We start from the raw sequence: 24,169 nt of genomic DNA, 5'->3' as shown, positions 1-24,169 counted from the left end.
CCCATGCCCAACAACAATAATCCATTGACCTTAAGCGCCCCCTTGAGTGGGCCGTTGCTGGCCCTGAACAGCGTCCCCGACGAAGTGTTCGCCAGCGGCGCCATGGGCGACGGGATTGCCATCGACCCGTTGAACGATTGCCTGCATGCGCCCTGTGACGGCGTAATCATCCATGTCGCCCGCACCGGTCATGCATTGACCATCCGCGCCGACAACGGTGCCGAAGTGCTGATGCACGTGGGCATCGACACCGTGGAGCTCAATGGCGAAGGCTTTGCCTTGCTGGTGAAGGATGGCGCACGGGTGAGCGAGGGCCAGCCGTTGGTGCAGTTTGACCTGGACCGCATAGCGCGCCAGTGCAAAAGCCTGGTGAGCCTGATCATCCTGACTAACAGTGACCGCTTCGAGCTACACCCCATCGCGAGCAAGACCGTGAAGCTCGGTGAATCACTGATGCGGATTGCCCTGCGCACATCCGCACCGGTTCAAACCGCTGTGGATAACTCGGTCGCGCAAGTGAGCGCCACGGTACGCATCACCCATCGTGGCGGCTTGCATGCGCGCCCTGCCGCGCTGATCCGCAAGACTGCCCAGGGCTTCAGCAGTCAATCGCAGCTGCACTTCGGTGATAAGACCGCGGCTTGCGACAGCCTGATCGGCCTGATGGGGCTGGGTATTGGCGAAGGTGACGAGGTACGGGTGACCTGTCGTGGCAAGGATTGCGAGGCGGCGTTACAGGCATTGGTCGCCGCGCTGTCCGTGACGATCCAAGAGGAGCATCACGCGCCGGTCATTGCCACACCACGCCGGGCGAATACCGAAGCCAATGTGCTGCAAGGCGTATGCGCGGCACCGGGCCTGGTATGTGGGCCATTGTACCGCCTGACGGGCATCGAACTGCCGCAAGACAGCGGCAATCATAGCGTCGACGAACAACTGCAACGCCTGGATGCCGCCCTTGAGCAAGTGCGCGGCGAAATCCGCAATACGCTGGACCAGGCGCGCCAACGCAAGAACGTCGAAGAAGAAGAGATCTTTGCCGCCCACCTCGCCCTGCTGGAAGACCCGGCATTACTCGACGCAGCCACCGCTGCCATCGAACAAGGCAGCGCCGCCACCCATGCCTGGCGTGATGCGATCCAGGCCCAATGCGCCGTGCTGCTGGCGTTGGGCAAACCACTGTTTGCCGAGCGCGCCAATGACCTGCGTGACCTGCAACAACGGGTGCTGCGGGCGTTGCTGGGTGAAGCCTGGCATTTCGAATTGCCGGCGGGGGCGATCGTCAGCGCCCATGAGCTGACGCCCTCGGACTTACTGCAACTGAGCGCGCAACAGGCGGCAGGCATCTGCATGGCCGAAGGCGGTGCGACCTCCCATGTGGCGATTTTGGCCCGGGGCAAAGGCCTGCCGTGTCTCGTCGCCCTGGGCAGTGAAGTGCTCGATGTGCCTCAAGGCCAACGGGTGGTACTCGATGCCTCCAACGGCCGCCTGGAACTGGCCCCCAGCGAAGCGCGTCATGCCGAAGTTCACCAGACTCGCGAAACGCAGAAACAGCGGCGCCAACAGCAACAGGCCCAAGCCCGGCAACCGGCACTCACCACCGACGGCGTGACGGTTGAAGTCGCGGCGAATGTCGCCTCCAGCGCCGAAGCCCAAATGGCGTTTGACAACGGCGCCGACGGCGTCGGCCTGCTGCGCACTGAATTCCTCTTCGTCGACCGCCGCACTGCGCCGGATGAACAGGAGCAACGCCAGGCCTATCAAGCCGTGCTGGATGCCATGGGCGACAAGTCGGTGATCATCCGCACCATCGATGTGGGTGGCGACAAGCAGCTCGACTACCTGTCGCTGCCTGTCGAGGCCAACCCGGTACTGGGCCTGCGCGGTATTCGCATGGCTCAGGTGCGCCCGGAACTGCTCGACCAGCAACTGCGCGCCCTGCTGCAAGTTTCGCCGCTGGCGCGTTGCCGCATCCTTCTGCCGATGGTCAGTGAGGTGGATGAATTGCTGCAGATTCGCCAGCGCCTGGATGAACTGTGCGTGGAGCTGGAGCTGACGCAGCGCCCCGAGCTGGGCGTGATGATCGAAGTGCCCGCCGCCGCGCTGATGGCCGAGCAGTTGGCCAAGCATGCGGACTTCTTGTCCATCGGCACCAATGACCTGTCCCAATACACCTTGGCCATGGACCGCGACCACGCAGGCCTCGCCGCCCGGGTCGATGCCCTGCACCCGGCGCTGCTGCGGCTGATAGCCCAGACCTGCGCGGGTGCGGCGAAACATGGGCGTTGGGTCGGCGTGTGTGGCGCCCTGGCGTCCGACCCGCTGGCCACGCCGGTACTGGTCGGCCTGGGGGTCAGCGAGCTGTCGGTGAGCGCACCGCAGATCGGCGAAATCAAGGACCGCGTCCGCCACCTGGACGCGGCGCAATGCCGGCAACTGAGCCTTGAGCTGCTCGACCTGAGCAGCGCCAAGGCCGTTCGCCAAGCCTGTCAACACCACTGGCCGCTGAGCTGAAAACAACAAGAATAGGGAGACACGCCATGTACCAACACTTTATCGAAGGCCTGCAACGCCTGGGCCGCGCGCTGATGCTGCCGATTGCGATCCTGCCAATCGCCGGGCTCTTGCTGCGCCTGGGCGACACCGACTTGCTCAACATCGCGGTGATGCACGATGCCGGGCAGGCGATCTTCGCCAACCTGGCGCTGATCTTCGCCATCGGCATCGCCGTGGGCTTTGCCCGTGACAACAACGGCACGGCCGGCCTGGCCGGGGCGATTGGCTACCTGGTGATGATCTCGACCCTCAAGGTGATGGATACCACCATCAACATGGGCATGCTCGCCGGTATCGCCAGTGGCCTGATGGCGGGCGGGCTGTATAACCGCTTCAAGGACATCAAGCTGCCGGAGTACCTGGCGTTCTTTGGCGGGCGACGCTTTGTGCCGATTGTCACCGGTTTTTCGGCGGTGGGCCTGGGCGTGATCTTCGGTCTGATCTGGCCGCCGATCCAGCACGGCATCAACAGCTTTGGCGTGTTGTTGATGGAAAGCGGCAGCCTGGGTGCGTTCGTATTCGGCGTATTCAACCGCCTGCTGATCGTCACCGGTTTGCATCACATCCTCAACAATATGGCGTGGTTCGTGTTCGGCACGTTTACCGACCCGGCAACCGGCGCGGTGGTGACCGGCGACCTGACCCGCTACTTTGCCGGCGACCCGAAAGGCGGCCAATTCATGACCGGCATGTTCCCGGTGATGCTCTTCGGCCTGCCCGCTGCATGCCTGGCGATGTACCGCAATGCGTTGCCGGAGCGCCGTAAAGTGATGGGCGGGATTTTCCTGTCCATGGCGCTGACTTCGTTTTTGACCGGGGTGACTGAACCGATTGAATTTGCCTTCATGTTCCTGGCACCGTTCCTGTACCTGATCCACGCCGTGCTGACGGGCCTGTCGATGGCAGTCACCAATATGTTGAATATCCACCTCGGGTTTACCTTCTCCGGTGGGTTTATCGACATGGTGCTGGGTTGGGGCAAGTCCACCAATGGCTGGCTGGTGGTACCGGTGGGCCTGGCCTACTCGGTGATCTACTACACGGTGTTCAGCTACTGCATCCGCCGCTTCAACCTCAAGACACCGGGCCGGGAAGATATCCAGGTGGTGCAGGCCGAGGCCATGAGCGACAACCAGCGCGCCACGGCATATATCCAGGCGCTGGGTGGTGCGCAGAATCTGCTCAGTGTTGGTGCTTGCACCACGCGTCTGCGCTTGGACATGGTGGATCGCAACAAGGCGGTGGATGCAGAGTTGAAAGCGCTGGGCGCCATGGCTGTAGTGCGCCCGGGTAACGGCGGGAGTTTGCAGGTGGTGGTCGGGCCGATGGCCGATAGCATTGCCGATGAAATTCGCTTGGCGATGCCGGGGTTTGTTGCAGCAGCGTCTGTAGCGGTTGCGCCTGTGGATAAGCCCCTGACGGTGAATGTGCAAGAGGCCGAGCAATGGCTGAATGCGCTGGGGGGCCGAGGGAATGTGCGCCAGCTGGAAGCGGTGGCGATGACCCGGTTGCGGGTGGAGTTGGGGGATGATTCGGGATTGTCTGAAGCTCAGCTCACTGTGCTCGGTTGCCAGGGTGTGAGTCAGCTTGAGAGCGGTGTTTGGCACTTGTTGGTTGGTGACAAGGCCTCTGGCTTGGGTGAGGCGTTGGAGCGGTTGGTCAGTGGCCGTGAGGTCGGCGCCAGGGTTTAGAGCTGTAGTGGCTTTTCTGGCCTCATCGGGAGCAAGCCCCCTCCCACATTTGAAATGTATTCGCCATTCAAAATGTGGGAGGGGGCTTGCTCCCGATTGGCCCTCACAAGCGCCTGATTACTTCTGCTCAGGCACCTCAACTAAATCCAGCACCCGATCCACCATCAACTGAATGCCCTCTACCATCCGATGAATGCCCAGCACGACATCACGCTGGGGGCCATCGACATCAAAAGCCAGATTACCCGCCAGTGCCTGTACGGATGCCAGGTCTTGGGAAGCATTGGCGAGCAGGGTTTCGCTGTTCAGACTGGGTATTACGGTGAAGATCTGGTCGGACGGTAAATCACCAGCTTGGCGGGACTCGGCTTGAGATGAGATTGAACCAGTTAGCAAGTTGTCGCTGATCATCATTAAACTCCATATGGAATAGGCTCCTAGTGATTTTTCAGGCTTGCAGTCCCGGTCACTGAATTGGCAGCGACTCGAGAAGGTTAGTTGTGCGAGTTCCGACGGACAACCTGAAAGGCTTGTCGGAAAGTTCTGAGGCGCTTGCACCGACGCCATCGCAGGCAAGCCAGCTCCCACATGGGATTGATGTACGGTCTGACAACGGGGTCAAATGTGGGAGCTGGCTTGCCTGCGATTGGCACTTACAGCCAACAAAAAACCCGCTGACCAAACTGGCCCAGCGGGTTTCTTGTTTATGCAGCCAGCCGATTAAAAATCCGCCAACTGCCACACCTCATACGCCGGTGTCTCATACGGATGGCTAAGCTTGAGTGCAGCCACAACCGCCACAATCAACTCATCCGCCACCACCAACTCAACCTTCCATTCCGCAACCACTTCAACCTGACCGACCTGCCCGATAAACGGCTGACTGCCGTCCAACGCGCGGAATTGGCCCTGGCCCAGCACTTGCCAGGCGCAGCTGTCGTAGTCGCCGATGCGCCCGCCGCCGGCTGCGAAGACGGCGGTTTTCACCGTCTCCACATGGCTGTCGGGCACGAAGAAGGCGAGCTTGTACACGGCCTTAGTTCACCCACACGCGAGCGTTGCGGAACATGCGCATCCAGGCGCCGTCTTCGTTCCACTCTTCCGGGCGCCACGAGTTCTGCACGGCGCGGAATACGCGCTCCGGGTGCGGCATCATGATGGTGACGCGACCGTCGCGGCTGGTGAGGCCGGTAATGCCGCGTGGCGAGCCGTTCGGGTTGGCCGGGTAGGTTTCGGTGACCTTGCCGTGGTTGTCGACAAAACGCAGGGCCACGGTGCCGGACAGGTCGGCTTCAAGCAGCGCTTCTTCGCTGGCGAACTCGGCATGGCCTTCGCCGTGGGCGATGGCGATTGGCATACGCGAACCGGCCATGCCTTGCAGGAAGATCGAGTTGGATTCCTGCACCTGCACCATGGCGACGCGGGCTTCGAACTGCTCGGAACGGTTGCGCACAAAGTGCGGCCAGAACTCGCTGCCCGGGATCAGTTCGCTGAGGTTGGACATCATCTGGCAACCGTTGCACACACCCAGGGTGAAGCTGTCGTTGCGTTCGAAGAAGCCCTGGAACGCGTCGCGAGCGCGGCTGTTGAACAGGGCCGACTTGGCCCAGCCTTCACCGGCACCCAGCACGTCGCCGTAGGAGAAACCACCGCAGGCCACCAGGCCTTTGAACTCGTTGAGATCAACGCGACCGGCGAGGATGTCGCTCATGTGCACGTCAATCGCAGTGAAACCGGCGCGATCGAACGCCGCGGCCATTTCCACCTGACCGTTGACGCCCTGCTCACGCAGCACGGCGACCTGTGGGCGGATGCCCTTCTTGATGTACGGCGCGGCGATGTTCTGGTTGACGTCGAAGCTGAGCATGGTGCTCAGGCCCGGGTTGTCTTCTTCCAGGATCGCGTCGAACTCCTGCTCGGCGCACTCGACGTTGTCGCGCAGACGCTGGATCTGGTAGCTGGTTTCGGCCCACTGGCGTTGCAGCAGGCGGCGCTGGCCGGCAAACACCGTATCGCCATTGAAGGAGATGTTGACTTCACCGTTGTTGATCGGCTGGCCGATGACGGCCACGCAGTCGTCCAGGCCGGCGGCGCTGAATTGTGCGAGTACGTCCGGAGTCGCGTCCTGGCGAACCTGGATCACGGCGCCCAACTCTTCGTTGAACAGGATGCCATTGATCTCGGCGGCATCCTCGGCAACGCTGTCGAGCACGATGTTCAGGCCGCAGTGGCCAGCGAAGGCCATCTCGACAACGCTGGTCAGCAAACCACCGTCGGAGCGGTCGTGGTAAGCCAGCAGGTGACCGTCGGCGTTGAGGCCCTGGATCACGGCGAAGAAGGCTTTCAGGTCTTCGGCGTCATCGACGTCCGGTGCCTGTTTGCCCAACTTGCCATGGGTCTGCGCCAGGATCGAAGCGCCCATGCGGTTCTGGCCACGGCCCAGGTCGATCAGGATCAGGTCGGTGGTGCCCTTGTCCATGCGCAGTTGCGGGGTCAGGGTCTGACGGATGTCGGTGACCGGCGCAAAGCCGGTGACGATCAACGACAGCGGCGAGGTCACGCTCTTGTCGGTGCCATCTTCGTTCCAACGGGTGGCCATGGACATGGAGTCCTTGCCCACCGGAATGGTGATACCCAGTTCCGGGCACAACTCCATGCCGACAGCCTTGACGGTGTCGTACAAGCGCGCATCTTCACCGGGGTGGCCGGCAGCGGACATCCAGTTGGCCGACAGCTTGATGTCGGACAGCTTGCCAATACGCGAGGCAGCGATGTTGGTCAGGGTTTCGCCAATGGCCATGCGGCCCGACGCCGGAGCGTCCAGCAGGGCCAGCGGCGTGCGCTCGCCCATGGCCATGGCTTCACCGGTATAAACGTCGAAGCTGGTGGCGGTGACGGCAACGTCGGCCACCGGCACCTGCCATGGGCCAACCATTTGGTCACGGGCCACCAGGCCGGTGATGGTGCGGTCGCCGATGGTTATCAAAAAGCTTTTGCTCGCCACGGCCGGGTGGTGCAGCACGCGCTCAATGCTGTCGGCCAGCTCCAGCGTGCTTGGGTCGAAATCATCGCCCAGCTCGGTTTCGCGCACGGCCGAACGGTGCATGCGCGGTGCCTTGCCCAGCAGCACTTCCAGCGGCATGTCTACCGGGCTGTTGCCGAAGTGGCTATCGGTAACCGTCAGCTGCGGCTCGGCAGTGGCTTCGCCGACCACGGCAAACGGGCAACGCTCGCGTTCGCAGATGGCCTGGAAGCGTGCGAAGTCTTCGGGGCCGACGGCCAGCACGTAGCGTTCCTGGGATTCGTTACTCCAGATTTCGTGCGGGGCCATGCCCGGCTCGTCATTTGGAATGTTGCGCAGTTCGAAGCGGCCACCGCGGTCGCCATCGTTGACCAGTTCCGGGAAAGCGTTGGACAAACCGCCAGCGCCGACGTCGTGGATGAAGCTGATCGGGTTCTTGTCACCCAATTGCCAGCAACGGTCGATGACTTCCTGGCAGCGGCGTTCCATCTCAGGGTTTTCGCGCTGTACGGAAGCGAAGTCCAGGTCGGCCGAGCTGGTGCCGGTGGCCATGGAGGAAGCTGCGCCGCCGCCCAGGCCGATCAACATCGCTGGACCGCCGAGTACGATCAGCTTGGAACCAACCAGAATCTCGCCTTTCTTGACGTGTTCTTCGCGGATGTTGCCCATCCCGCCGGCCAACATGATCGGCTTGTGATAGCCGCGCACTTCATCACCACGGGGGGTGGTGATGGACTGTTCGAAGGTACGGAAGTAACCGGTGAGCGCCGGACGCCCGAATTCGTTGTTGAACGCGGCGCCGCCCATGGGGCCTTCGATCATGATGTCCAGCGCGGTGACGATGCGCTCAGGCTTGCCGTACGGCACTTCCCACGGCTGTTCGAAGCCCGGAATCTGCAGGTTGGACACGGTAAAACCGGTGAGGCCCGCCTTGGGCTTGGCGCCACGGCCGGTGGCGCCTTCGTCACGGATTTCGCCGCCAGACCCGGTGGCTGCGCCCGGGAACGGGGCAATCGCGGTCGGGTGGTTGTGGGTTTCAACCTTCATCAGGATGTGCACCGGCTCCTGCACCGCGCCGTACTGGCGGGTTTCCGGGTCCGGGAAGAAGCGGCCGGCGACGGAGCCGACGATGACCGAGGCGTTGTCTTTATAAGCCGACAGAACGCCTTCGCTGTGCATCACGTAGGTGTTCTTGATCATGCCGAACAGGCTTTTTTCCTGGCTCTCGCCGTCGATGTCCCAACTGGCGTTGAAGATCTTGTGACGGCAGTGCTCGGAGTTGGCCTGGGCAAACATCATCAGTTCGATGTCGTGGGGGTTGCGCTTCAAGCCGTTGAAGGCGTTGACCAGGTAGTCGATCTCGTCTTCGGCCAGGGCCAGGCCCAATTCGGTGTTGGCCTTCTCAAGGGCGGCGCGGCCACCGCCGAGCACGTCAATCGCGGTCAGCGGCTTGGGCTCAGCGTGGCTGAACAGCCCGGCAGCCTGTTCCAACTGGCTGACGATGATCTGGGTCATGCGGTCGTGCAGGCTGCTGGCGATCAGCTCGGCTTCGGCATCGCTGAACTGGCCAGCGACGTAAAAGGCGATCCCACGCTCCAGGCGCTGGATTTTATCCAGGCCGCAGTTGCGGGCGATGTCGCTGGCCTTGCTCGACCAGGGCGAGATGGTGCCGAACCGCGGCAGAACCAGGAACAAGCGGCCGGTCGGCTCTTGCACGGGAACGCTGGGGCCGTACTTCAGAAGGCGTGCCAGCACTTGCTGTTCGTCGGCGGTCAAGACGCCGGTTACGTCGGCGAAGTGAGCAAATTCAGCATAAAGGCCTGTAACAGCTGGAACCTTCTGGCTCAGTTGTTCAAGGAGTTTGCTGTGGCGAAAGGCAGAAAGGGCAGGAGCGCCGCGCAGGATCAACATCTTCGGGACAGCCTCGGAAGGGGGTGTGCTTTGAGGCCGTGCATTCTAGCGTAAACCTTCGCCAACGGCACCCGAAACGCTACCGGTGGCCGCTGCCGAACGTCAGTTGGCAGGGTTTGCACGCGATCGTGGCGTTATCCACGGCGTTGGGCGCAGTTATTTTAACCGTCACAATCGCTCGCCAAGCCGCGTTTCTGCGGGCTGCAGCACAGTTTTAGCGGCGCTAGCAGACAAGTGCGCCGCTGTCGAGATATGGCGCCGTGGGCCGTTTGCGTATACTGCGCAGATGTTCTCCCCAACCGTTTTGCGCCCGCGATGGGTCAAATGGCTCATCGCCACCTTGCTCTTCCTGATGCTCAGTGCCTGTGTTGACAAACCCAGCACCCTCGAGCGAATCAAGGAGGATGGCGTATTGCGGGTGGTCACCCGGAACAGCCCGGCCACGTATTTCCAGGACCGCAACGGTGAAACCGGTTTCGAATACGAACTGGTCAAGCGCTTTGCCGACGAACTGGGCGTGAAGCTGGAAATCGAGACCGCCGATAACCTCGACGAGCTGTTCAACCAGTTGGGCAAGCCCAACGGCCCGGTACTTGCCGCTGCCGGCCTGGTCAGCAGCGAACAGCGCCAACAGCAGGTGCGATTTTCCCACCCGTACCTGGAAGTGACCCCGCAGATCATCTACCGCAACGGCCAATCGCGCCCCACCAATGCCGCCGATCTTGTGGGCAAGAAGATCATGGTGCTCAAGGGTAGCACCCACGCCGAGCAACTGGCGGCGTTGAAAAAGCAGAATCCTGCAATCGAATACGAAGAATCCGACGCCGTTGAGGTAGTTGATCTGCTGCGCATGGTGGACGAGGGGCAGATCGACCTGACCCTGGTGGACTCCAATGAAGTGGCGATGAATCAGGTGTACTTTCCCAACGTGCGCGTGGCGTTCGACCTCGGCAATGCCAGCCACCAGAGCTGGGCCGTGGCCGCCGGCGACGACAACAGCCTGCTCAATGAGATCAACGGCTACCTGGACAAGGTCGAAAAGAATGGCACGCTGCAGCGTCTGAAAGATCGCTATTACGGGCACGTCGATGTACTCGGCTATGTGGGCGCCTATACCTTCGCCCAGCACCTGCAACAGCGCCTGCCCAAGTACGAGAAGCATTTTCGCGCCTATGCCAAGGCCGAAAAGGTCGATTGGCGGCTGTTGGCAGCCATCGGTTACCAGGAATCGCTGTGGCAACCGACCGTCACCTCCAAGACCGGCGTGCGCGGCCTGATGATGCTGACCCAGAACACCGCACAGGCCATGGGCGTGTCCAACCGCCTGGATGCCAAGCAGAGCATCATGGGCGGCGCCAAATACCTGGCCAAGATCAAGGATGAACTGGACGACAAGATCGCTGAGCCTGACCGCACCTGGTTCGCCCTCGCCGCTTATAACGTGGGTACCGGCCACCTGGAAGACGCACGCCTGCTGGCGAAGAAAGAAGGCCTGAACCCGAACAAGTGGCTGGACGTGAAGAAGATGCTGCCACGCCTGTCGCAGAAGCAGTGGTACAGCAAGACCCGCTACGGCTACGCCCGGGGTGGCGAGCCGGTGCACTTTGTGGCGAACATCCGGCGTTACTACGACATCCTCACCTGGGTGACCCAGCCGCAGCTGGAAGGCGACCAAGTGGTCGAAGGCAACCTGCATGTGCCGGGTGTGGACAAGACCAAGCCGCCGCAGGACAGCCCGCAATTATAAGAACACTGAATACCAATGTGGGAGGGGGCTTGCTCCCGATAGCCTGGTGCCAGTCACTACTACAGTGACTGATCCATCGCCATCGGGAGCAAGCCCCCTCCCACATTTTGATCTGCGCTTGGCTTAGAGGCCGGTGATTAGATGGACTACGCCGCCCGACAACACCATCACGCCTGCTACACCCGCCGCCTTCAACGCCGCCTCATCCAACCGCCCCGCATCCTGCAACTGCACCCTCACCCGCGTCAGCGCCACACGCTGTTGTGACTTGAGATTCTCGGCGCCGCCCAAGGCACTCAGCACATCGGTGGCCAACAGGCTCGGGGTCGTCGGTGCAACCGTCTCGGCCACCAAATCAGGTGTCAGGGCTTTCCAGAATGCCCGCTGCAATTTCTCGAACATGCTCAGTGCTCCATGACAGGTGAGGTTTCAACGGTGGCCGCGTGGTACAGGCGCAGGGCCTCACGCACTTGGCCGGCTTCTTCCAGGCCCAGCACCTGGCGGGCGATGAGTTGGCAGTCAACCAGTTCCAGTTCGCGCACGGTGGCCTTGATGCTCGGGATCAGCGGCACGCTGACCGACAGTTCATCCACGCCAAGTCCGATCAACACCGGCACCGCCAATGGTTCAGAGGCCAGCGCACCACACACGCCCACCCACTTGCCATGGGCGTGGGCCGCCTTGACGGTGCTGGCGATCAGGCGCAACACAGCGGGGTGGAAGCTGTCGGCCTGGCTGGCCAGGCGCGGGTGATCGCGGTCCATGGCCAGGGTGTATTGGGTCAGGTCGTTGGTGCCGATGGAAAAGAAATCCACATGGGGCGCAAACACATCCGCCATCAACGCCGCCGAAGGCACTTCAATCATGATGCCCAGCTTGGGCAATTCGGTGAGCCCGAGCGCCAGCGCTTCTTCTTCGAGCATCCGGCGCGCCAGGTGCAGCTCGCAGAGCTGGCTGACCATCGGCAGCATGATATGCAGCCGCGCCAAGCCCGCACTGGCGAGGATCGCGCGAAACTGTTCGCGCAGCAGTTCGGGGCGTTCCAGGCACAGCCGAATACCCCGCAAACCCAGGAACGGGTTGGTCTCGCTTTCCATCGGCACATAGGCCAAGGGTTTGTCGCCTCCCACGTCCAGGGTGCGCACCACCAGATTGCGCTCGGTGCCAAGGGCACGGGCGATGGCGCTGTAGGTGCCGGCTTGTTCCTCCGGGCTCGGGGCACGGTTGCGGTCAAGGTAGAGGAACTCCGAACGCAGCAGGCCCACGCCTTCACCGCCCAGGGTCAGGGACTGCTCGACTTCCTGCAGCGAGGCGACGTTGGCCGTGACTTCGACGTGATGGCCGTCGCGAGTGATTGCCGCCAGGGATGCCTGTGCGATTTCACGCTGCAGCCGCAGCTTTTGCTGCTGGCGAACCGCTTGCAGTTGTTCGATTTCAGCAAGGTCCGGTTCCAGGTGCAGCTCGCCTTTATCGGCGTCAAGCAGTACCCGTTTGCCGTTGGCCAGAGCCAATACTTGAGCCGGCACCCCGCAAATGGACGGCAGGCCGAGCGCCCGAGCGAGGATGGCCACGTGGCTGGTAGCCCCACCGGCCACCGTGACGAAACCCAGCACTTTACTGGTATCCAGGCCGGCGGTTTGTGAGGGCGTCAGTTGTTCGGCGACCAGGATGGCGCACTCAGGCAGGTCCAATGAGCGTTCGGGAACACCCAGGATCAGTTTGAGCACGCGCTGGCCGACATCGGCCAGGTCCGCCGCACGCTCGGCGAGCAGCGCCTTGCCCAAGCCTTCGAAGAGTTTCGCCGTCGCCAGCGTGGCGCTGTTCCAGGCAAAGGCGGCGCTCTTGCCTTGGGCGAGCAGGCCTTGGGCTTGCTCCAGCAGGGTCGGGTCTTCGAGCAATTCCTGGTGGGCGCGGAAAATTTCGGCCTGGGCACTGCCGGCGGCCTTGGCTTGCAAGGCTTGCAGCGCTTCGGCTGCCGTCCGCAGGCCACGCGCCAATGCGGCACGCTCGAAGGTTTCGCCGGCACCGGCTTCGGGAATATTCAGCGCCGGTTCGGCCACTTGGACGACCTGCCCAAACGCCGAGCCCGGCGACGCACACACGCCCCGCATCAAGGTTGCCGATGACACCGGCGCGGCAGGCTTGACTACTTCGACCGCCGCCACCGTCTCGCCACAGCCGTCCAGCAACAACGCCACCAGCGCCTGGATCGCCGCCTCGGCATCCGCGCCCGCCGCGCTCACTTGCAGGCTGTCTCCCCGGGACGTCTGCAGCGCCATGATCGCCACCAGCGACTTGGCATTCGCGCTCTGGGTTTGCTTGTGCAGGTAGATGCTTGAACTGAACCCTTTCGCCGCCTGGGCAAGCACTGCCGCTGGGCGAGCGTGCAAACCGTTGGCGTTGGGCAAGGTCAGGGGCTTGGAGAACAGCGCATCGCCCTCCTCTTCATCGGCTTCCGATGACGCTTGCCCGGGGGACACTCGTAACAGTGGCTGGCCTTCCTCGACGGCGCCCTGATCGGGCACCAGCAACACAAATGGCTCGCCACTGACGACCAGCATCAGGGTCAGCAGGCTACGTGCATGCAGTGCCACATAGTCGGCGTCGAACTCAATCAGCGGCTGCCCGGCTTCCACCCGCTGGCCCTCCTCAACCAAACGGGTGAAGCCCTGACCCGCCAGGTTCACGGTGTCCAGGCCGATATGCAACAGCACCTGCACGCCGTTGTCGTCGGTGACACTCACAGCATGACCGCTGTCCTGGATATTGCTGATCACCCCGGCCAGCGGCGCGCAGAGCGTCTGCGAGGTGGGATCGATGCACAGGCCGTCGCCGATCACGCGGCTGGAAAACACTGGGTCGGGTACCTGATCCAGCGCCAGCAGCATCCCGGACAGGGGCGCCAGCAGTTCCAGGGGTTGAGATGGGGTCATGACTTCACCTGTTGGGTTGTTCTGTAAAAATCATTGGGTGAGATGGCACAGTTCAAATGTGGGAGCGGGCTTGATCGCGCCCACATTAGTTCGCGGTTATTTCCACCAGTATTCGACTTGCACGCCCATGTTCGATCCATGCCGTGCCGTGCCATAGGCACCGGTATCAGATAACGCCGAGCCCGCCGCGAGTTCATTCGCTGCGCGCTTGGCCGCCTGGTTCCAGCTGGCATAGGTGTAGTACAACCGCACTTCCGGCCGCGCCCAGAATTCCGGGCCTTTGGGCGACCAGGTCGGCGCGAACGTGAATTTGCTCAGCTTGCGTGTACCGCCGGTAGCCTCGACCTGATCGTGGCCCAGTTCAGCGACCAGCTTGAATTGCTCGCTGATGGCATACGCCGGGCGTACACCCAGGGACATCCAGTTCTGGTCCTGACGCCCCGGGCGTACATCCTTCTGGTACACCGCCTGGACTTGCCCACCGAAACGCGGGGTCACCTGCCAGTCAAAGAATTCCACGGCACGGTAGCTTTTGCTGCTCTTGTCCAACCGGGTATTGCCGGTGTAGCCCAACCCAGTGCCTGGGCCTTCGCCGTACTGCAAGGCAAATTTGTTCTTGCCGCCCAGGAACGCGGTTTGCACATGCTGCGCGGTCAGCGCCCAACCGCTGTTGGTGTCACGCCCACCGGCCTTGGCGATATAACTCAGGCCAAGCTCCAGCTCGCCGCCCGGGTTGGTGTTGAAACCGGCCACGTTGAAGTCGTGACGGGTGGCGTATTCCTTCTGGTACAGGTTGTCCTTGCGCGACAGGGCGTAGCTGTATTTCAAGCCGCCGATCAGCACATCCTCGATCCCGCCACCGGTGGCGCTCTGGTTCCAGTAGTAGAAGTCGGAGATATGGATGTCGTTACGTTTGTAGTAGCGCCGCCCGGCCCACAGCGAACCGCCGTTGAGGCTGGGCAGGTTGGACCATTGCGCATACATCTGCGGCATGCGTGCCGAGCCGTTGTTTTCACCCTGGAACTTCAGGGCGCGGTCGTACTTGTTGTAGAGGGAGGCCATGGCATCCACGCTGAGCACTGAGCCGTCATCGAACGTCAGCAGGTCCTGGCGCAATTCCAGTTCGGCATATTGCTCGCATTCGTTACCCAAGCGGTATTTGGTTCGCGCCCCCGGCAGTTGGAAGCACTGCTGCTTGCCGCTGCCCGTTGACGTGCCCGCGCCACTGCGCAAGTAACCGGCGAACTCCAGGGCCTGGGCGCCAAACGGCACAGCAAGGCACGACGTAATAAGGCCCAGTTTTATTGTTGTTTTCATGAAGCGCTCCTTTATTTTTATTGTTTTTTCTTACTTTGATGCGTGATGCGATTACCGGTAGAGGCGGCTCAGTCCTTGAGATGCAGCACAAACGATTCGTAAGGGCGCAACACCACCGTGCTCGTGCGCGCCGGGCAATCGGGGTAATTGCTGATGAGCAGCCGCTGCGCGCTCGACGGATTGATCACCTGGTCGGGCAGCTGGATTTCGCACGGCGTGCCGTAGAAGTTGTTGAGCACCAGCAGGCGCTCGCCATGGCCTTCGCGCACGTACGCCCAGACCTGGCGATGGTCTTGCAGCAGTGGGCGATAAACGCCTTCCTGGATCAGCGGTTCGCGGCGCCGCAGGGCGATCAGGGCGCGGTAGTGATGCAGCACCGAATCCGGGTCATCCAGCTGGTTTTCAACGTTGATCTGCGCAGCGTTGGCCGCAACGCCAATCCAGGGCTCGCCACGACTGAAACCGGCATTGGCCTGGTTGCTCCACTGCATCGGCGTGCGACCGTTGTCGCGGGATTTCTGCATGATCGCCGCCATGCTCGACGCCTCGGACTCCCCGGCATCACGCTTGAGGCGGAAAATGTTCAGGGTTTCCACATCGCGGTACTGTTCGATCTTGTCGAAGCCCGGGTTGGTCATGCCCAGTTCCTCGCCCTGGTACACATACGGCGTGCCCTGGAGGAAGTGCAGCGCCGTGGCGAGCATCTTGGCCGAGACCACGCGGTATTCGCCGTCATCACCAAAACGCGAGACCACCCGCGGCTGGTCGTGGTTACACCAGAACAGCGCGTTCCAACCGCCACCGGCCTGCATACCCAGTTGCCAGTCGGAGAAAATCTGCTTGAGTTGCAGGAAATCGAAGTCGGCCTTCACCCACTTCTGCAGGTTGGGGTAATCGACTTTCAGGTGGTGGAAGTTGAAAGTCATCGACAGCTCTTTCGAGGCCGGATTCGAGTAGCGGATACAGTGTTCCAGGCTGGTGGACGACATCTCGCCGACGTTGATCAGGTCGTGGCCTTCGAAGACTTCGCGGTGCATTTGCTGCAGGTAGGCGTGCACATTCGGGCCGTCGGTATAGAAACGGCGGCCGTCGCTGTTGTCTTCGGGGAAGTCGGCGGGCTTGGAGATCAGGTTGATCACATCCAGGCGGAAACCGCCCACGCCTTTGTCACGCCAGAAGCGCATCAACTTGAACACTTCGGCACGCACCTTGGGGTTGTCCCAATTGAGGTCGGCCTGGGTATGGTCGAACAGGTGCAGGTAGTACTGCCCGGTCTGCGCTTCGTATTCCCAGGCCGAGCCGCCGAACTTGGATTCCCAGTTGTTCGGCTGGTCGCGCCAGATGTAGAAGTCGCGGTAGGGGTTGTCGAGACTGCTGCGCGCCTGCTGGAACCACTCGTGCTCGACGGAGGTGTGGTTGACCACGATATCGAGCATCAGCTTGATGCCACGCTTGGCCGCTTCGCTGATCAGCAGGTCACAGTCAGCCATGGTCCCGTAGCTGGGGTCGATGGCGTAGTAGTCGCTGATGTCGTAGCCGTTGTCGCGTTGCGGCGACCTCAGGAACGGGGTGATCCACAGGCAGTCCACCCCCAGCCATTTCAGGTAGTCAAGCTTATCCACGATGCCCAGCAGGTCACCGGTGGCGTTACCCGCGTGGCTATGGAAGCTTTTGGGGTAGATCTGGTAGATCACCGAGTGTTGCCAGTTTTGCATGGTGGGGTTCCTTCAATTAATTGTGTGCTGGCTTTGAGGGCCTCATCGGGGGCTTACCCCCGATGGCGGTGGATCAGGCGACCCGATACCCAGGCCGGATAATCTTCATGCTCAACACACAGGTCAGTACAAAGGGCACGACGATCGCGACGGCCATGCCGATCACAAACACCGGGATGTACTGCGGGATGATCGAGATAAACCCGGGCAGGCCTCCAACGCCGATGGCCGAGGCAGTGACCTTGTTCAACGACAGGAAAATACTGCCCAGCGCCGAACCCAGCAGCGCGGCATAGAACGGAAACTTGAAGCGCAGGTTCACCCCGAACATCGCCGGCTCGGTGATGCCGAAATAGGCGGAAATCGCCGAGGTCGAGGCCATGCTTTTGTCCCGCGCATTGCGGGTCATGTAGAACACCCCGAGTGCGGCGCTGCCCTGGGCCAGGTTGGACATGACGATCATCGGCCAGATAAAGGTGCCGCCCTGGGTGGAGATCAGCTGCAGGTCCACGGCCAGGAACATGTGGTGCATGCCGGTGATCACCAGCGGCGCATAGAGCAGGCCGAAGATCGCTCCACCGAGCATCGGCGCCAGGTCGAACAGCGTGACCACCCCTTCGGTGATGAGGATGCCGAGGTGACGGGTCACCGGGCCGATGATCGCCAGGGCCAGCACGCCAGTGACGACGATGGTAGTGATCGGCACCACGAGCAGTTGGATCGCATTGGGCACCCGCGCGCGCAGCCACTTCTCGATGACGCTCATCACATAGGCCGCGAGCAGGATCGGCAGGATCTGCCCCTGATACCCGACCTTCTCGATCTGGAACCAGCCGAAAATATCGAAATACGGCAGGCTCTGGCCGTCGAGGCCGGCGACCGCCTTGCCGTAGTTCCAGGCATTGAGCAGATCGGGGTGCACCAGCATCAGGCCAAGCACGATGCCGAGGATTTCACTGCCACCGAAACGTTTGGCCGCCGACCAGCCCACCAGTGCCGGCAGGAACACGAAGGAGGTATTGGCCATCAGGTTGATCAGGCTCCACAGGCCATCCAGGTTCGGATAGGCCTCCAGCAGCGTCTGGCCCTCGATGAACATGCCCTTGGCGCCCATCAGGTTGTTGATGCCCATGAGCAGGCCGGCAATGATCAGCGCTGGCAGGATCGGCATGAACACGTCGGAGAACACGCGCACCAGGCGCTGCATGGCGTTGGTCTTGTCAGCGCCCTTCTGCTTCACATCAGCAATGGTCGATGCCGCAAGACCGGTGACTTCACGCAAGGCGGCATAGACCCTTTCCACTTCGCCTGGGCCGATCACTACCTGGAACAGACCGCCGGTAAAGAACGATCCCTTGACCAGGTCGACCTGGTTCAACGCGCTGCTGTTGACCAGGCTCGGGTCCTTGAGCGCCAGGCGCAGGCGGGTCACGCAATGGGCAGCTTGCTCAAGGTTGTCGCGCCCACCGAGGTTCTTGAGAATCTCGCGGGCGATAGTCGGATAGTCGTGGCTCATGCTCGTTTTCCACTGTGATTGTTTTTATGGGTGGCAGTCGTTGGCAGCACGCCGAGGGCAAAAGTACTCGTCTGTACGAGTTAAATCAACAACTCGTCTGTACGAGTTACACTTTTGTTTATTAATGCGAACTTCCCGTCAGATTTTTCCCCTGGCTACACGGCTGCCCAATGGACAAACCCCACCTCTGCCACTAAGGTTCCTGCCTTGAATGCAAGCCGGGCATAGAGCCATCTCATGAGCAAATACAACCAGATCTATACGGATCTGCTTGCCAGCATCACCACCGAACGCCTGCAACGCGGTACGCGCCTGCCCTCTGAAACCGAGCTGATGGACGCCTACCAAGCCAGCCGTGGCACCGTGCGACGCGCCATTGAGCAGTTGCAGGAACGTGGCTTTGCCCAAAAGATCCATGGCAAGGGCACTTTTGTGTTGTCGCCCAACCCGATCGAGTTCCAGCTGGGCGGTATCGTCAGCTTCCATGAGACCCACGCCGACCTGGGCAATGACGTACGCACCGAGGTGGTTGAATTCACCCAGCTCCCGCTCGAAGGGCCACTGCTGCAACACTTCGAGGCCGACCCAGGCACGCTGATCACCCGTATCAAGCGGGTACGACGCATCGGCGGCAAACGGGTGATCCTGGACATCAACCACTTCATCGCCGAGCTGATTCCCGGCCTGGATCGCGAGATCGCCGAACAGTCGATCTACGCGTTTATAGAGCAGACGTTGCAGCTGCAGATCAGCTATGCGCAGCGCACCATCGAGGCCTTGCCGCGCAGCAAGGACGACCAGGCGCACCTGGACCTTGACGGGCAAAGCCATGTGATCGTGGTGAGTAACCAGACGTTCTTGCAGGACGGGCGGCAGTTCGAGTACACCGAATCGCGCCATACCCTGGACAAGTTCTACTTTTCGGATATCGCACGGCGCTGAGCACAGCCCCTTAGCCTAACTATGTAGCGCCCTCCCCGTGCCAGCCTGGGGGAATCTCGCCCTTCATTTTTGAAGGATGAGCACTCCCATGAGTTCGAGCGAAACCCACACCCTGCCCAACACCGCCGACAAGGCGGCCCTCAAGGCCCTGGCCGGACGCGTGATCCTGGCTTGCCCCAGCCTGCACGATACGGCTCACGAAACCGCCCGCGGCATTCTGAAAAAGCACGGCGTCGAGGGCCTCGACCCGGACGAGGTGTACTACCACCGCTTCAAGGCAGCCCAAAGCAATTCGCTGACCTTTACCGGCTGGGAACATGTCCTGGAAAAACCCTACGAGTCCACGACCCTGACCGAGTTGGTGATTCATCGATTCCGTGCCACCGACTATGACAACGCCGACCTGCTGGACCTGTACGGTGGTTTCTACACCAAAGGCCCGGAATACGGCGATTTCAACCAGACCAATGAAGTGCGCCTGCATGGCAACGAAGTGCTCAAGGACTTCTGGGCCCTCAAGTTCAGTGACCTTTACCGCGACAAGCTCGACAGCTTCTGGCAGGACCACGCCGAAGCCTTTCGCACCCAGGCCAAATGCAATTTCCTCAGCAAGGCGGTGCAAGCCCTCGAACTCAAGCACCTGAGTGCCGAAGACTTCCACACTTGCATCACGGCCGTGGCCCCGCACCTGAGCTGGCCGGTCAGCCTGGCCATGCTGCAAACCGACGTGGCGCCAGGCGCCGATGCGCAGGTCGCCGCCCTTGACCTGGACGGTCACGTGGCTACCAACCTGTTGCGCATCACTGACTCCGCCGGCCGGCAAATACTCTATGTGCCAGGTGAGCAGCAGGCCTTCAAAGTGTTCGACACCGCGGGGCAATTGCACTGGTGGTTGCTCGGGCTTATGGACGACAAGAAGACCCGTGACCTGTTCCTTTGCCACTTTTCCCTGACTGACCGCGAGGCCATGACCGACGGCATCACTGACCTGATGAATCGCCTGGTGCAGACCTGGGGCAAGTCGGATCATCACATGATCAACCAGAAGAACCAGGCGGTCACCACGGACGCCTTCAGTTGGTTGCGAGACCGCACCCGCGCAGCGATGTATGACGAAGCCGAGCAGTTGCTGACCACCAATGCGCAACTGAGCAAGAAAATCTGGATCGGTTACCTGAGTGCCGGCCTCAAGATATTCGGGCCGCTGGCTGTCATTGGATGGCCGATAGCCTTGCCGGTTCTGGGCGCCAGCATCGCCAACCTGGCCCTGAACATCGACCAGGCGGTGAATGGCCGAACCAGTGCCGAGCGCAAGGCCGGGGTGACCGGTTCGGTGTTCAGCGCGATCGACACCCTGTTCAACCTGGCAGCGCTGCATGGGCCCGGGCCCATCGCCGAAGTGGGTGCCGACGTCGACGCCGCGGAAGCGGCCGAGATGGCCAAGTACGACGAGGCGTTGAACCCCGAGGCTGCCGAACCGGCAAGCCCTGCCGTGCCGGCGCCCCCCGCACTGCCCCAGCTGCCCGACGCCGGCCTTGGGCAAATACCCTCGAGCTGGCGGCGCCTGCAAGGACTGGAGGGTGCCACGGCGATGACCGAAGGCGGCCGTTTTGCACAGATCTACCGCATCAATGCCAACCCTTCGACCCTGATCAAGCTCAAGGACGCGGTGTTTTATGTGCGTTATGAAGCAGACGTAAACGGCGGCGGCACCTGGGCCATCATCGACCCGCTGAACCCCCACGCCAGCACCGGCTCACTGCCGGTACGCCTGAATGCCGAGAGCGAATGGGAGCGGGTGCTGCGCCCCTCCGAGGCGGTGCGCGGTGGCAGCCCCATGGACACCCCGACCACAAGTACCCAGCTGACGCCCGCGAGCGACTATCGCCGACCAACCTCCTATGGGGCACCGGGTTTTGAAAACCCGCCCTCCAGCTTGCCGACCCCTTTTGATCTGAAGAACCAGAACAGTTTCGATATCGGCCTCGCCATGTCCGGGGGGCCGGACTACATCAAGCCAATCATCACCCCCACGGGCGAAGCTGGCAGCTTCAGCACCTCGGACTACTTCATCAACCCCATGCGGGCAAAAATCCTCACCAGCGCGCGCAACTTCTACGCCCGTCCACTTTTCGCCAGCAACCTGCCCGCGAAGCCGGCATTGCCTGCCATTACGCCAGGGATGGACGCCGACCAATTGTTTGATAAATGCCTGGCAAACGGCCCGGGGCTGGTCGTCGCCGAGAGCCCCAAACGCGTTGCCAGCACCTACATGCTGATCAAGCAGATGCCGCGCCTGGCCAAGCAGGGCGTCAAGACCCTGCACTTGCATCGGCTCTACAACGACCTTCATCAGGCAGATCTCGATGCGTTCGCCCGCAGTGGCGTCATGCCCGACCGCCTGGGTAAATACCTGCGCGAGCTGGACCCCGTCGAGATGGGCCGCTTCAACACCCTGGAGCTGCTACACGCCGCCCGCGACAACCATATACGCATCCAGGCCAGCGAATGCCTGGCCAACTACCTGCCCAAAGGGTCAGCGGTGGATGAGCAAATGTCCAAGAACTTCATCACCAGTGAAATCCTGCGCCTTGACCAGGCCAAAAACGGCGTCGGCAAATGGGTGGTGCTCACCGGGGCGCAAAACACCAACACCTTCAGAGGGGTGGCCGGGATCAGTGAAATAAACGGTGGGACCAGCCTGCGCATTACCGAGGAACTCGGCGGCGAAGGCAGTCAGATCAAAGTCGCTTATGGACCCAAGGTGAACAACCTGCCCACGTTCGATCAGGTAAAGCCGCCGCTCAATGCGCTGGACACCGACCTTTCCCTGCAAGTGCCGATGCGTGAGAGCGAGCAAGTACACCCCTATATCTTTGAACAGAGAGACCTAGAAAGAACCCTCGGCTCACCTGGGGACTGCGTCATGCAACAGACCCGCGATGAGCTGACGCTTATTCACCGCAACCGCCTGAACAAGCTTGTACGCAACCGCATCCAACACTCGGACGCCGGTTATTTCATTGATCGCGATGCCTTCCCAAGGCTCAACGGGGCTGTCTACAAGACGCTGCCTGAGCTGCGCGGCGCCCTGCGCGCAAACGGCCTCACGTTCAAAGGCCTGCCGCCGGCCAAGACGCTGGTTCCCGCAATAGAGCTGGAGCGCCCTGTCGAGCAGGCCGTTGTTGAAACCACCGCCGAAACGGGCGCGGCCCTGGCGCCTTCGGCCATTCCCACCGGCGCGGTGGAGGCCGGCCTACGGCCAGAAATTCCACCAGCTTGGGAAGCCAATGAAATCCTCGAGGGCCGCGACCCGGTCAGCGAGCCCGGCCGGGATCAAGGTATCTATCGTCTGGAATCCAACCCGGCGGCGGCCATCCTGCTCAACGACACGCCGTATTACGTGCAGTATGTGAATGACGTCAATGGCGGCGGGCATTGGGCTATTGTCAGCCCTGAACATCCACTTGCCCTCTCGGAAGCCATCCCGGTGCGCTTCAACGCCCAGGGTGAATGGGAAGTGTTGCCCAGGCCTGGCTTGAAAGGCGGCGCCGGGCAGCTGCTCAACCGGGTGCCGGGCCGCCGACCGGTGCCGACGGTGCAAAGCCCGGCCATCGCCTATGAAATACCGCCGGACCTGCGTGCCCCCCTGGAAAATGCCGCCGCAGGGCCTGGCACTGCGAAATATGCCCTGAGCGACGAGGGCGTGAACCTCTTTGACAACGGCGCCGACCCGTACGCGCCGTTCAAAAGCAGAAGGCAGCAACTGTTCAAGGATGCGGTGGCCTTCCTGCGTCGGTTCCGTGCAGCCAATCGCCCGCCCATTCCCTCGGTGCCAGCCAAGGCGCCCACGGCAACCTGGCTGGAGGCACTGCTGGAGGACGGACGTGGCATCGTGGTCGGCGAAGCCCACAGCGGCGTGGGCAGCAAACAACTGCTGATCGAGTACATGGAGTTACTGGCGCAGAAAAACGTCAAGACGTTGTACTGCGAGCACCTGCTGCGCGACTTTCACCAGGCAGCCCTGGACAGTTTTTTCGAAAGCGGCGAAATGCCCGAGACGCTCAGGCGCTACCTGCAGAGCCTCGATACCGGCATGGGCACCGATCCGCTGGGCCAATACAACTTCATGGAGCTGATCAAAGCCGCCCGCGCGCACAAGATCCGCATCCAGGCCATCGATTGCCTGGCCAGTTACCGTACCGACGGATTTATCCCGGCCGTGACCGATAGCCAGATCGCCCGAGGTGCGCAACGCCACGCCTTGATGAACTACTACGCAAGCACCGTGATCCGTGCCGACCAGGCGGCCCAAGGTGCGCACAAATGGGTGGCACTGGTGGGCAATACCCACGTCAGCAGCTACAAGGGGGTTCCCGGGCTGAGCGAACTGGAAGAAGTGCATGGCCTGAGGGTAGAGGATGTCGCGCCCGGGCAATCCCAAGGCATCATCCCGGACCCTGGCATCCCGGCAACCGGCGAGGAAGGCGCGGTGAAAAGCGACCTGTTGTTTCAGTCGCAGATCCCCCGGAAACCTGCAACCGCCGCGGAGTTCGACGCCCTGCTGCAACGCGCCGGAACGTTTACCGTCGACTCGTCATCGGTGTCGCCCATCCTGAAACATCGCAGCAAACTGGGGGAGTTGGTCTCTACGGATATTCGTAACCAGAACGGCTACTTCTTCATCGAGCGACCCAATTGGCCGAGCGTGAGCGGTAAGCGCTTCGACAGCCTCAAAGCGTTATTTGCCGCGCTTGAAGACATGGGTATGGTGATGGTTGGCAAACCGGTGCCGCTATGAGCAGCACAGCTGAAACCA

At 61.7% G+C, this 24,169-nt stretch carries 13 protein-coding genes; 5 read left to right on the top strand and 8 right to left on the bottom strand.

Features of this window, described 5'->3' with window-relative positions:
* Positions 1-3: 3 nt before the first annotated feature.
* Both ptsP (ASD70_RS23715) and nagE read left to right on the top strand, forming a co-directional pair.
* Positions 4-2,514, top strand: coding sequence for a phosphoenolpyruvate--protein phosphotransferase (ptsP, locus tag ASD70_RS23715; protein WP_056847575.1), 2,511 nt, complete (start codon positions 4-6; stop codon positions 2,512-2,514).
* A 26-nt stretch (positions 2,515-2,540) separates the two neighbouring features.
* Positions 2,541-4,247, top strand: coding sequence for an N-acetylglucosamine-specific PTS transporter subunit IIBC (nagE, locus tag ASD70_RS23710; protein ID WP_056847574.1), 1,707 nt, complete (start codon positions 2,541-2,543; stop codon positions 4,245-4,247).
* A gap of 117 nt (positions 4,248-4,364) precedes the next feature.
* On the opposite strand, the gene ASD70_RS23705 is transcribed toward nagE, so the two are convergent.
* From ASD70_RS23705 to purL, 3 genes are all read right to left on the bottom strand, one after another.
* Positions 4,365-4,658, bottom strand: a complete 294-nt coding sequence (locus ASD70_RS23705; protein WP_236708737.1) for a DUF6124 family protein — start codon at positions 4,656-4,658, stop codon at positions 4,365-4,367.
* Positions 4,659-4,967: 309 nt separating this feature from the next.
* Positions 4,968-5,279 carry a Nif3-like dinuclear metal center hexameric protein gene (locus ASD70_RS23700; protein ID WP_056847573.1) on the bottom strand — a complete coding sequence of 104 codons (312 nt, stop codon included), beginning with the start codon at positions 5,277-5,279 and terminating at the stop codon, positions 4,968-4,970.
* A gap of 4 nt (positions 5,280-5,283) precedes the next feature.
* Positions 5,284-9,180 (bottom strand): phosphoribosylformylglycinamidine synthase, encoded by a 3,897-nt coding sequence (gene purL, locus ASD70_RS23695; protein ID WP_056847572.1) that lies wholly within the window; start codon positions 9,178-9,180, stop codon positions 5,284-5,286.
* Between the two features lie 286 nt (positions 9,181-9,466).
* On the opposite strand from purL, the gene mltF reads away from it, so the two are divergent.
* On the top strand, positions 9,467-10,927 hold the full coding sequence (gene mltF, locus ASD70_RS23690) for a membrane-bound lytic murein transglycosylase MltF (protein ID WP_056847571.1): 1,461 nt from the start codon (positions 9,467-9,469) through the stop codon (positions 10,925-10,927).
* Positions 10,928-11,050: 123 nt separating this feature from the next.
* Here the strand turns inward: mltF and ASD70_RS23685 are convergent, their stop codons facing one another.
* The 5 genes from ASD70_RS23685 to treP all read right to left on the bottom strand — a co-directional run bounded on the left by ASD70_RS23685 (position 11,051) and on the right by treP (position 18,408).
* Complete coding sequence (locus tag ASD70_RS23685; RefSeq protein ID WP_046069421.1) at positions 11,051-11,329, bottom strand: PTS transporter subunit EIIB; 279 nt, start codon at positions 11,327-11,329, stop codon at positions 11,051-11,053.
* 2 nt (positions 11,330-11,331) lie between these two features.
* Positions 11,332-13,860, bottom strand: a complete 2,529-nt coding sequence (gene ptsP / locus ASD70_RS23680; protein WP_046069422.1) for a phosphoenolpyruvate--protein phosphotransferase — start codon at positions 13,858-13,860, stop codon at positions 11,332-11,334.
* 96 nt (positions 13,861-13,956) lie between these two features.
* The gene (locus tag ASD70_RS23675) at positions 13,957-15,177 is read right to left on the bottom strand and encodes a maltoporin (RefSeq protein ID WP_056847570.1); all 1,221 of its coding nucleotides are present in this window, start codon (positions 15,175-15,177) and stop codon (positions 13,957-13,959) included.
* Between the two features lie 68 nt (positions 15,178-15,245).
* Entirely contained in the window at positions 15,246-16,892 is a 1,647-nt protein-coding gene (gene treC / locus ASD70_RS23670; protein WP_046069424.1) for an alpha,alpha-phosphotrehalase, read from the bottom strand.
* A 73-nt stretch (positions 16,893-16,965) separates the two neighbouring features.
* On the bottom strand, positions 16,966-18,408 hold the full coding sequence (treP, locus tag ASD70_RS23665; RefSeq protein WP_056847569.1) for a PTS system trehalose-specific EIIBC component: 1,443 nt from the start codon (positions 18,406-18,408) through the stop codon (positions 16,966-16,968).
* A gap of 237 nt (positions 18,409-18,645) precedes the next feature.
* On the opposite strand from treP, the gene treR reads away from it, so the two are divergent.
* Entirely contained in the window at positions 18,646-19,350 is a 705-nt protein-coding gene (gene treR / locus ASD70_RS23660; protein ID WP_046069426.1) for a trehalose operon repressor, read from the top strand.
* An 88-nt stretch (positions 19,351-19,438) separates the two neighbouring features.
* On the top strand, positions 19,439-24,151 hold the full coding sequence (locus ASD70_RS23655; protein WP_056847568.1) for a membrane-targeted effector domain-containing toxin: 4,713 nt from the start codon (positions 19,439-19,441) through the stop codon (positions 24,149-24,151).
* Positions 24,152-24,169 lie beyond the last annotated feature (18 nt).

The organism is Pseudomonas sp. Root569 (assembly GCF_001427465.1).
Lineage (GTDB): Bacteria > Pseudomonadota > Gammaproteobacteria > Pseudomonadales > Pseudomonadaceae > Aquipseudomonas > Aquipseudomonas synxantha.
The sequence above is the reverse complement of the archived record's forward strand: the minus strand, read 5'-3'. Positions and strand labels throughout refer to the sequence as shown.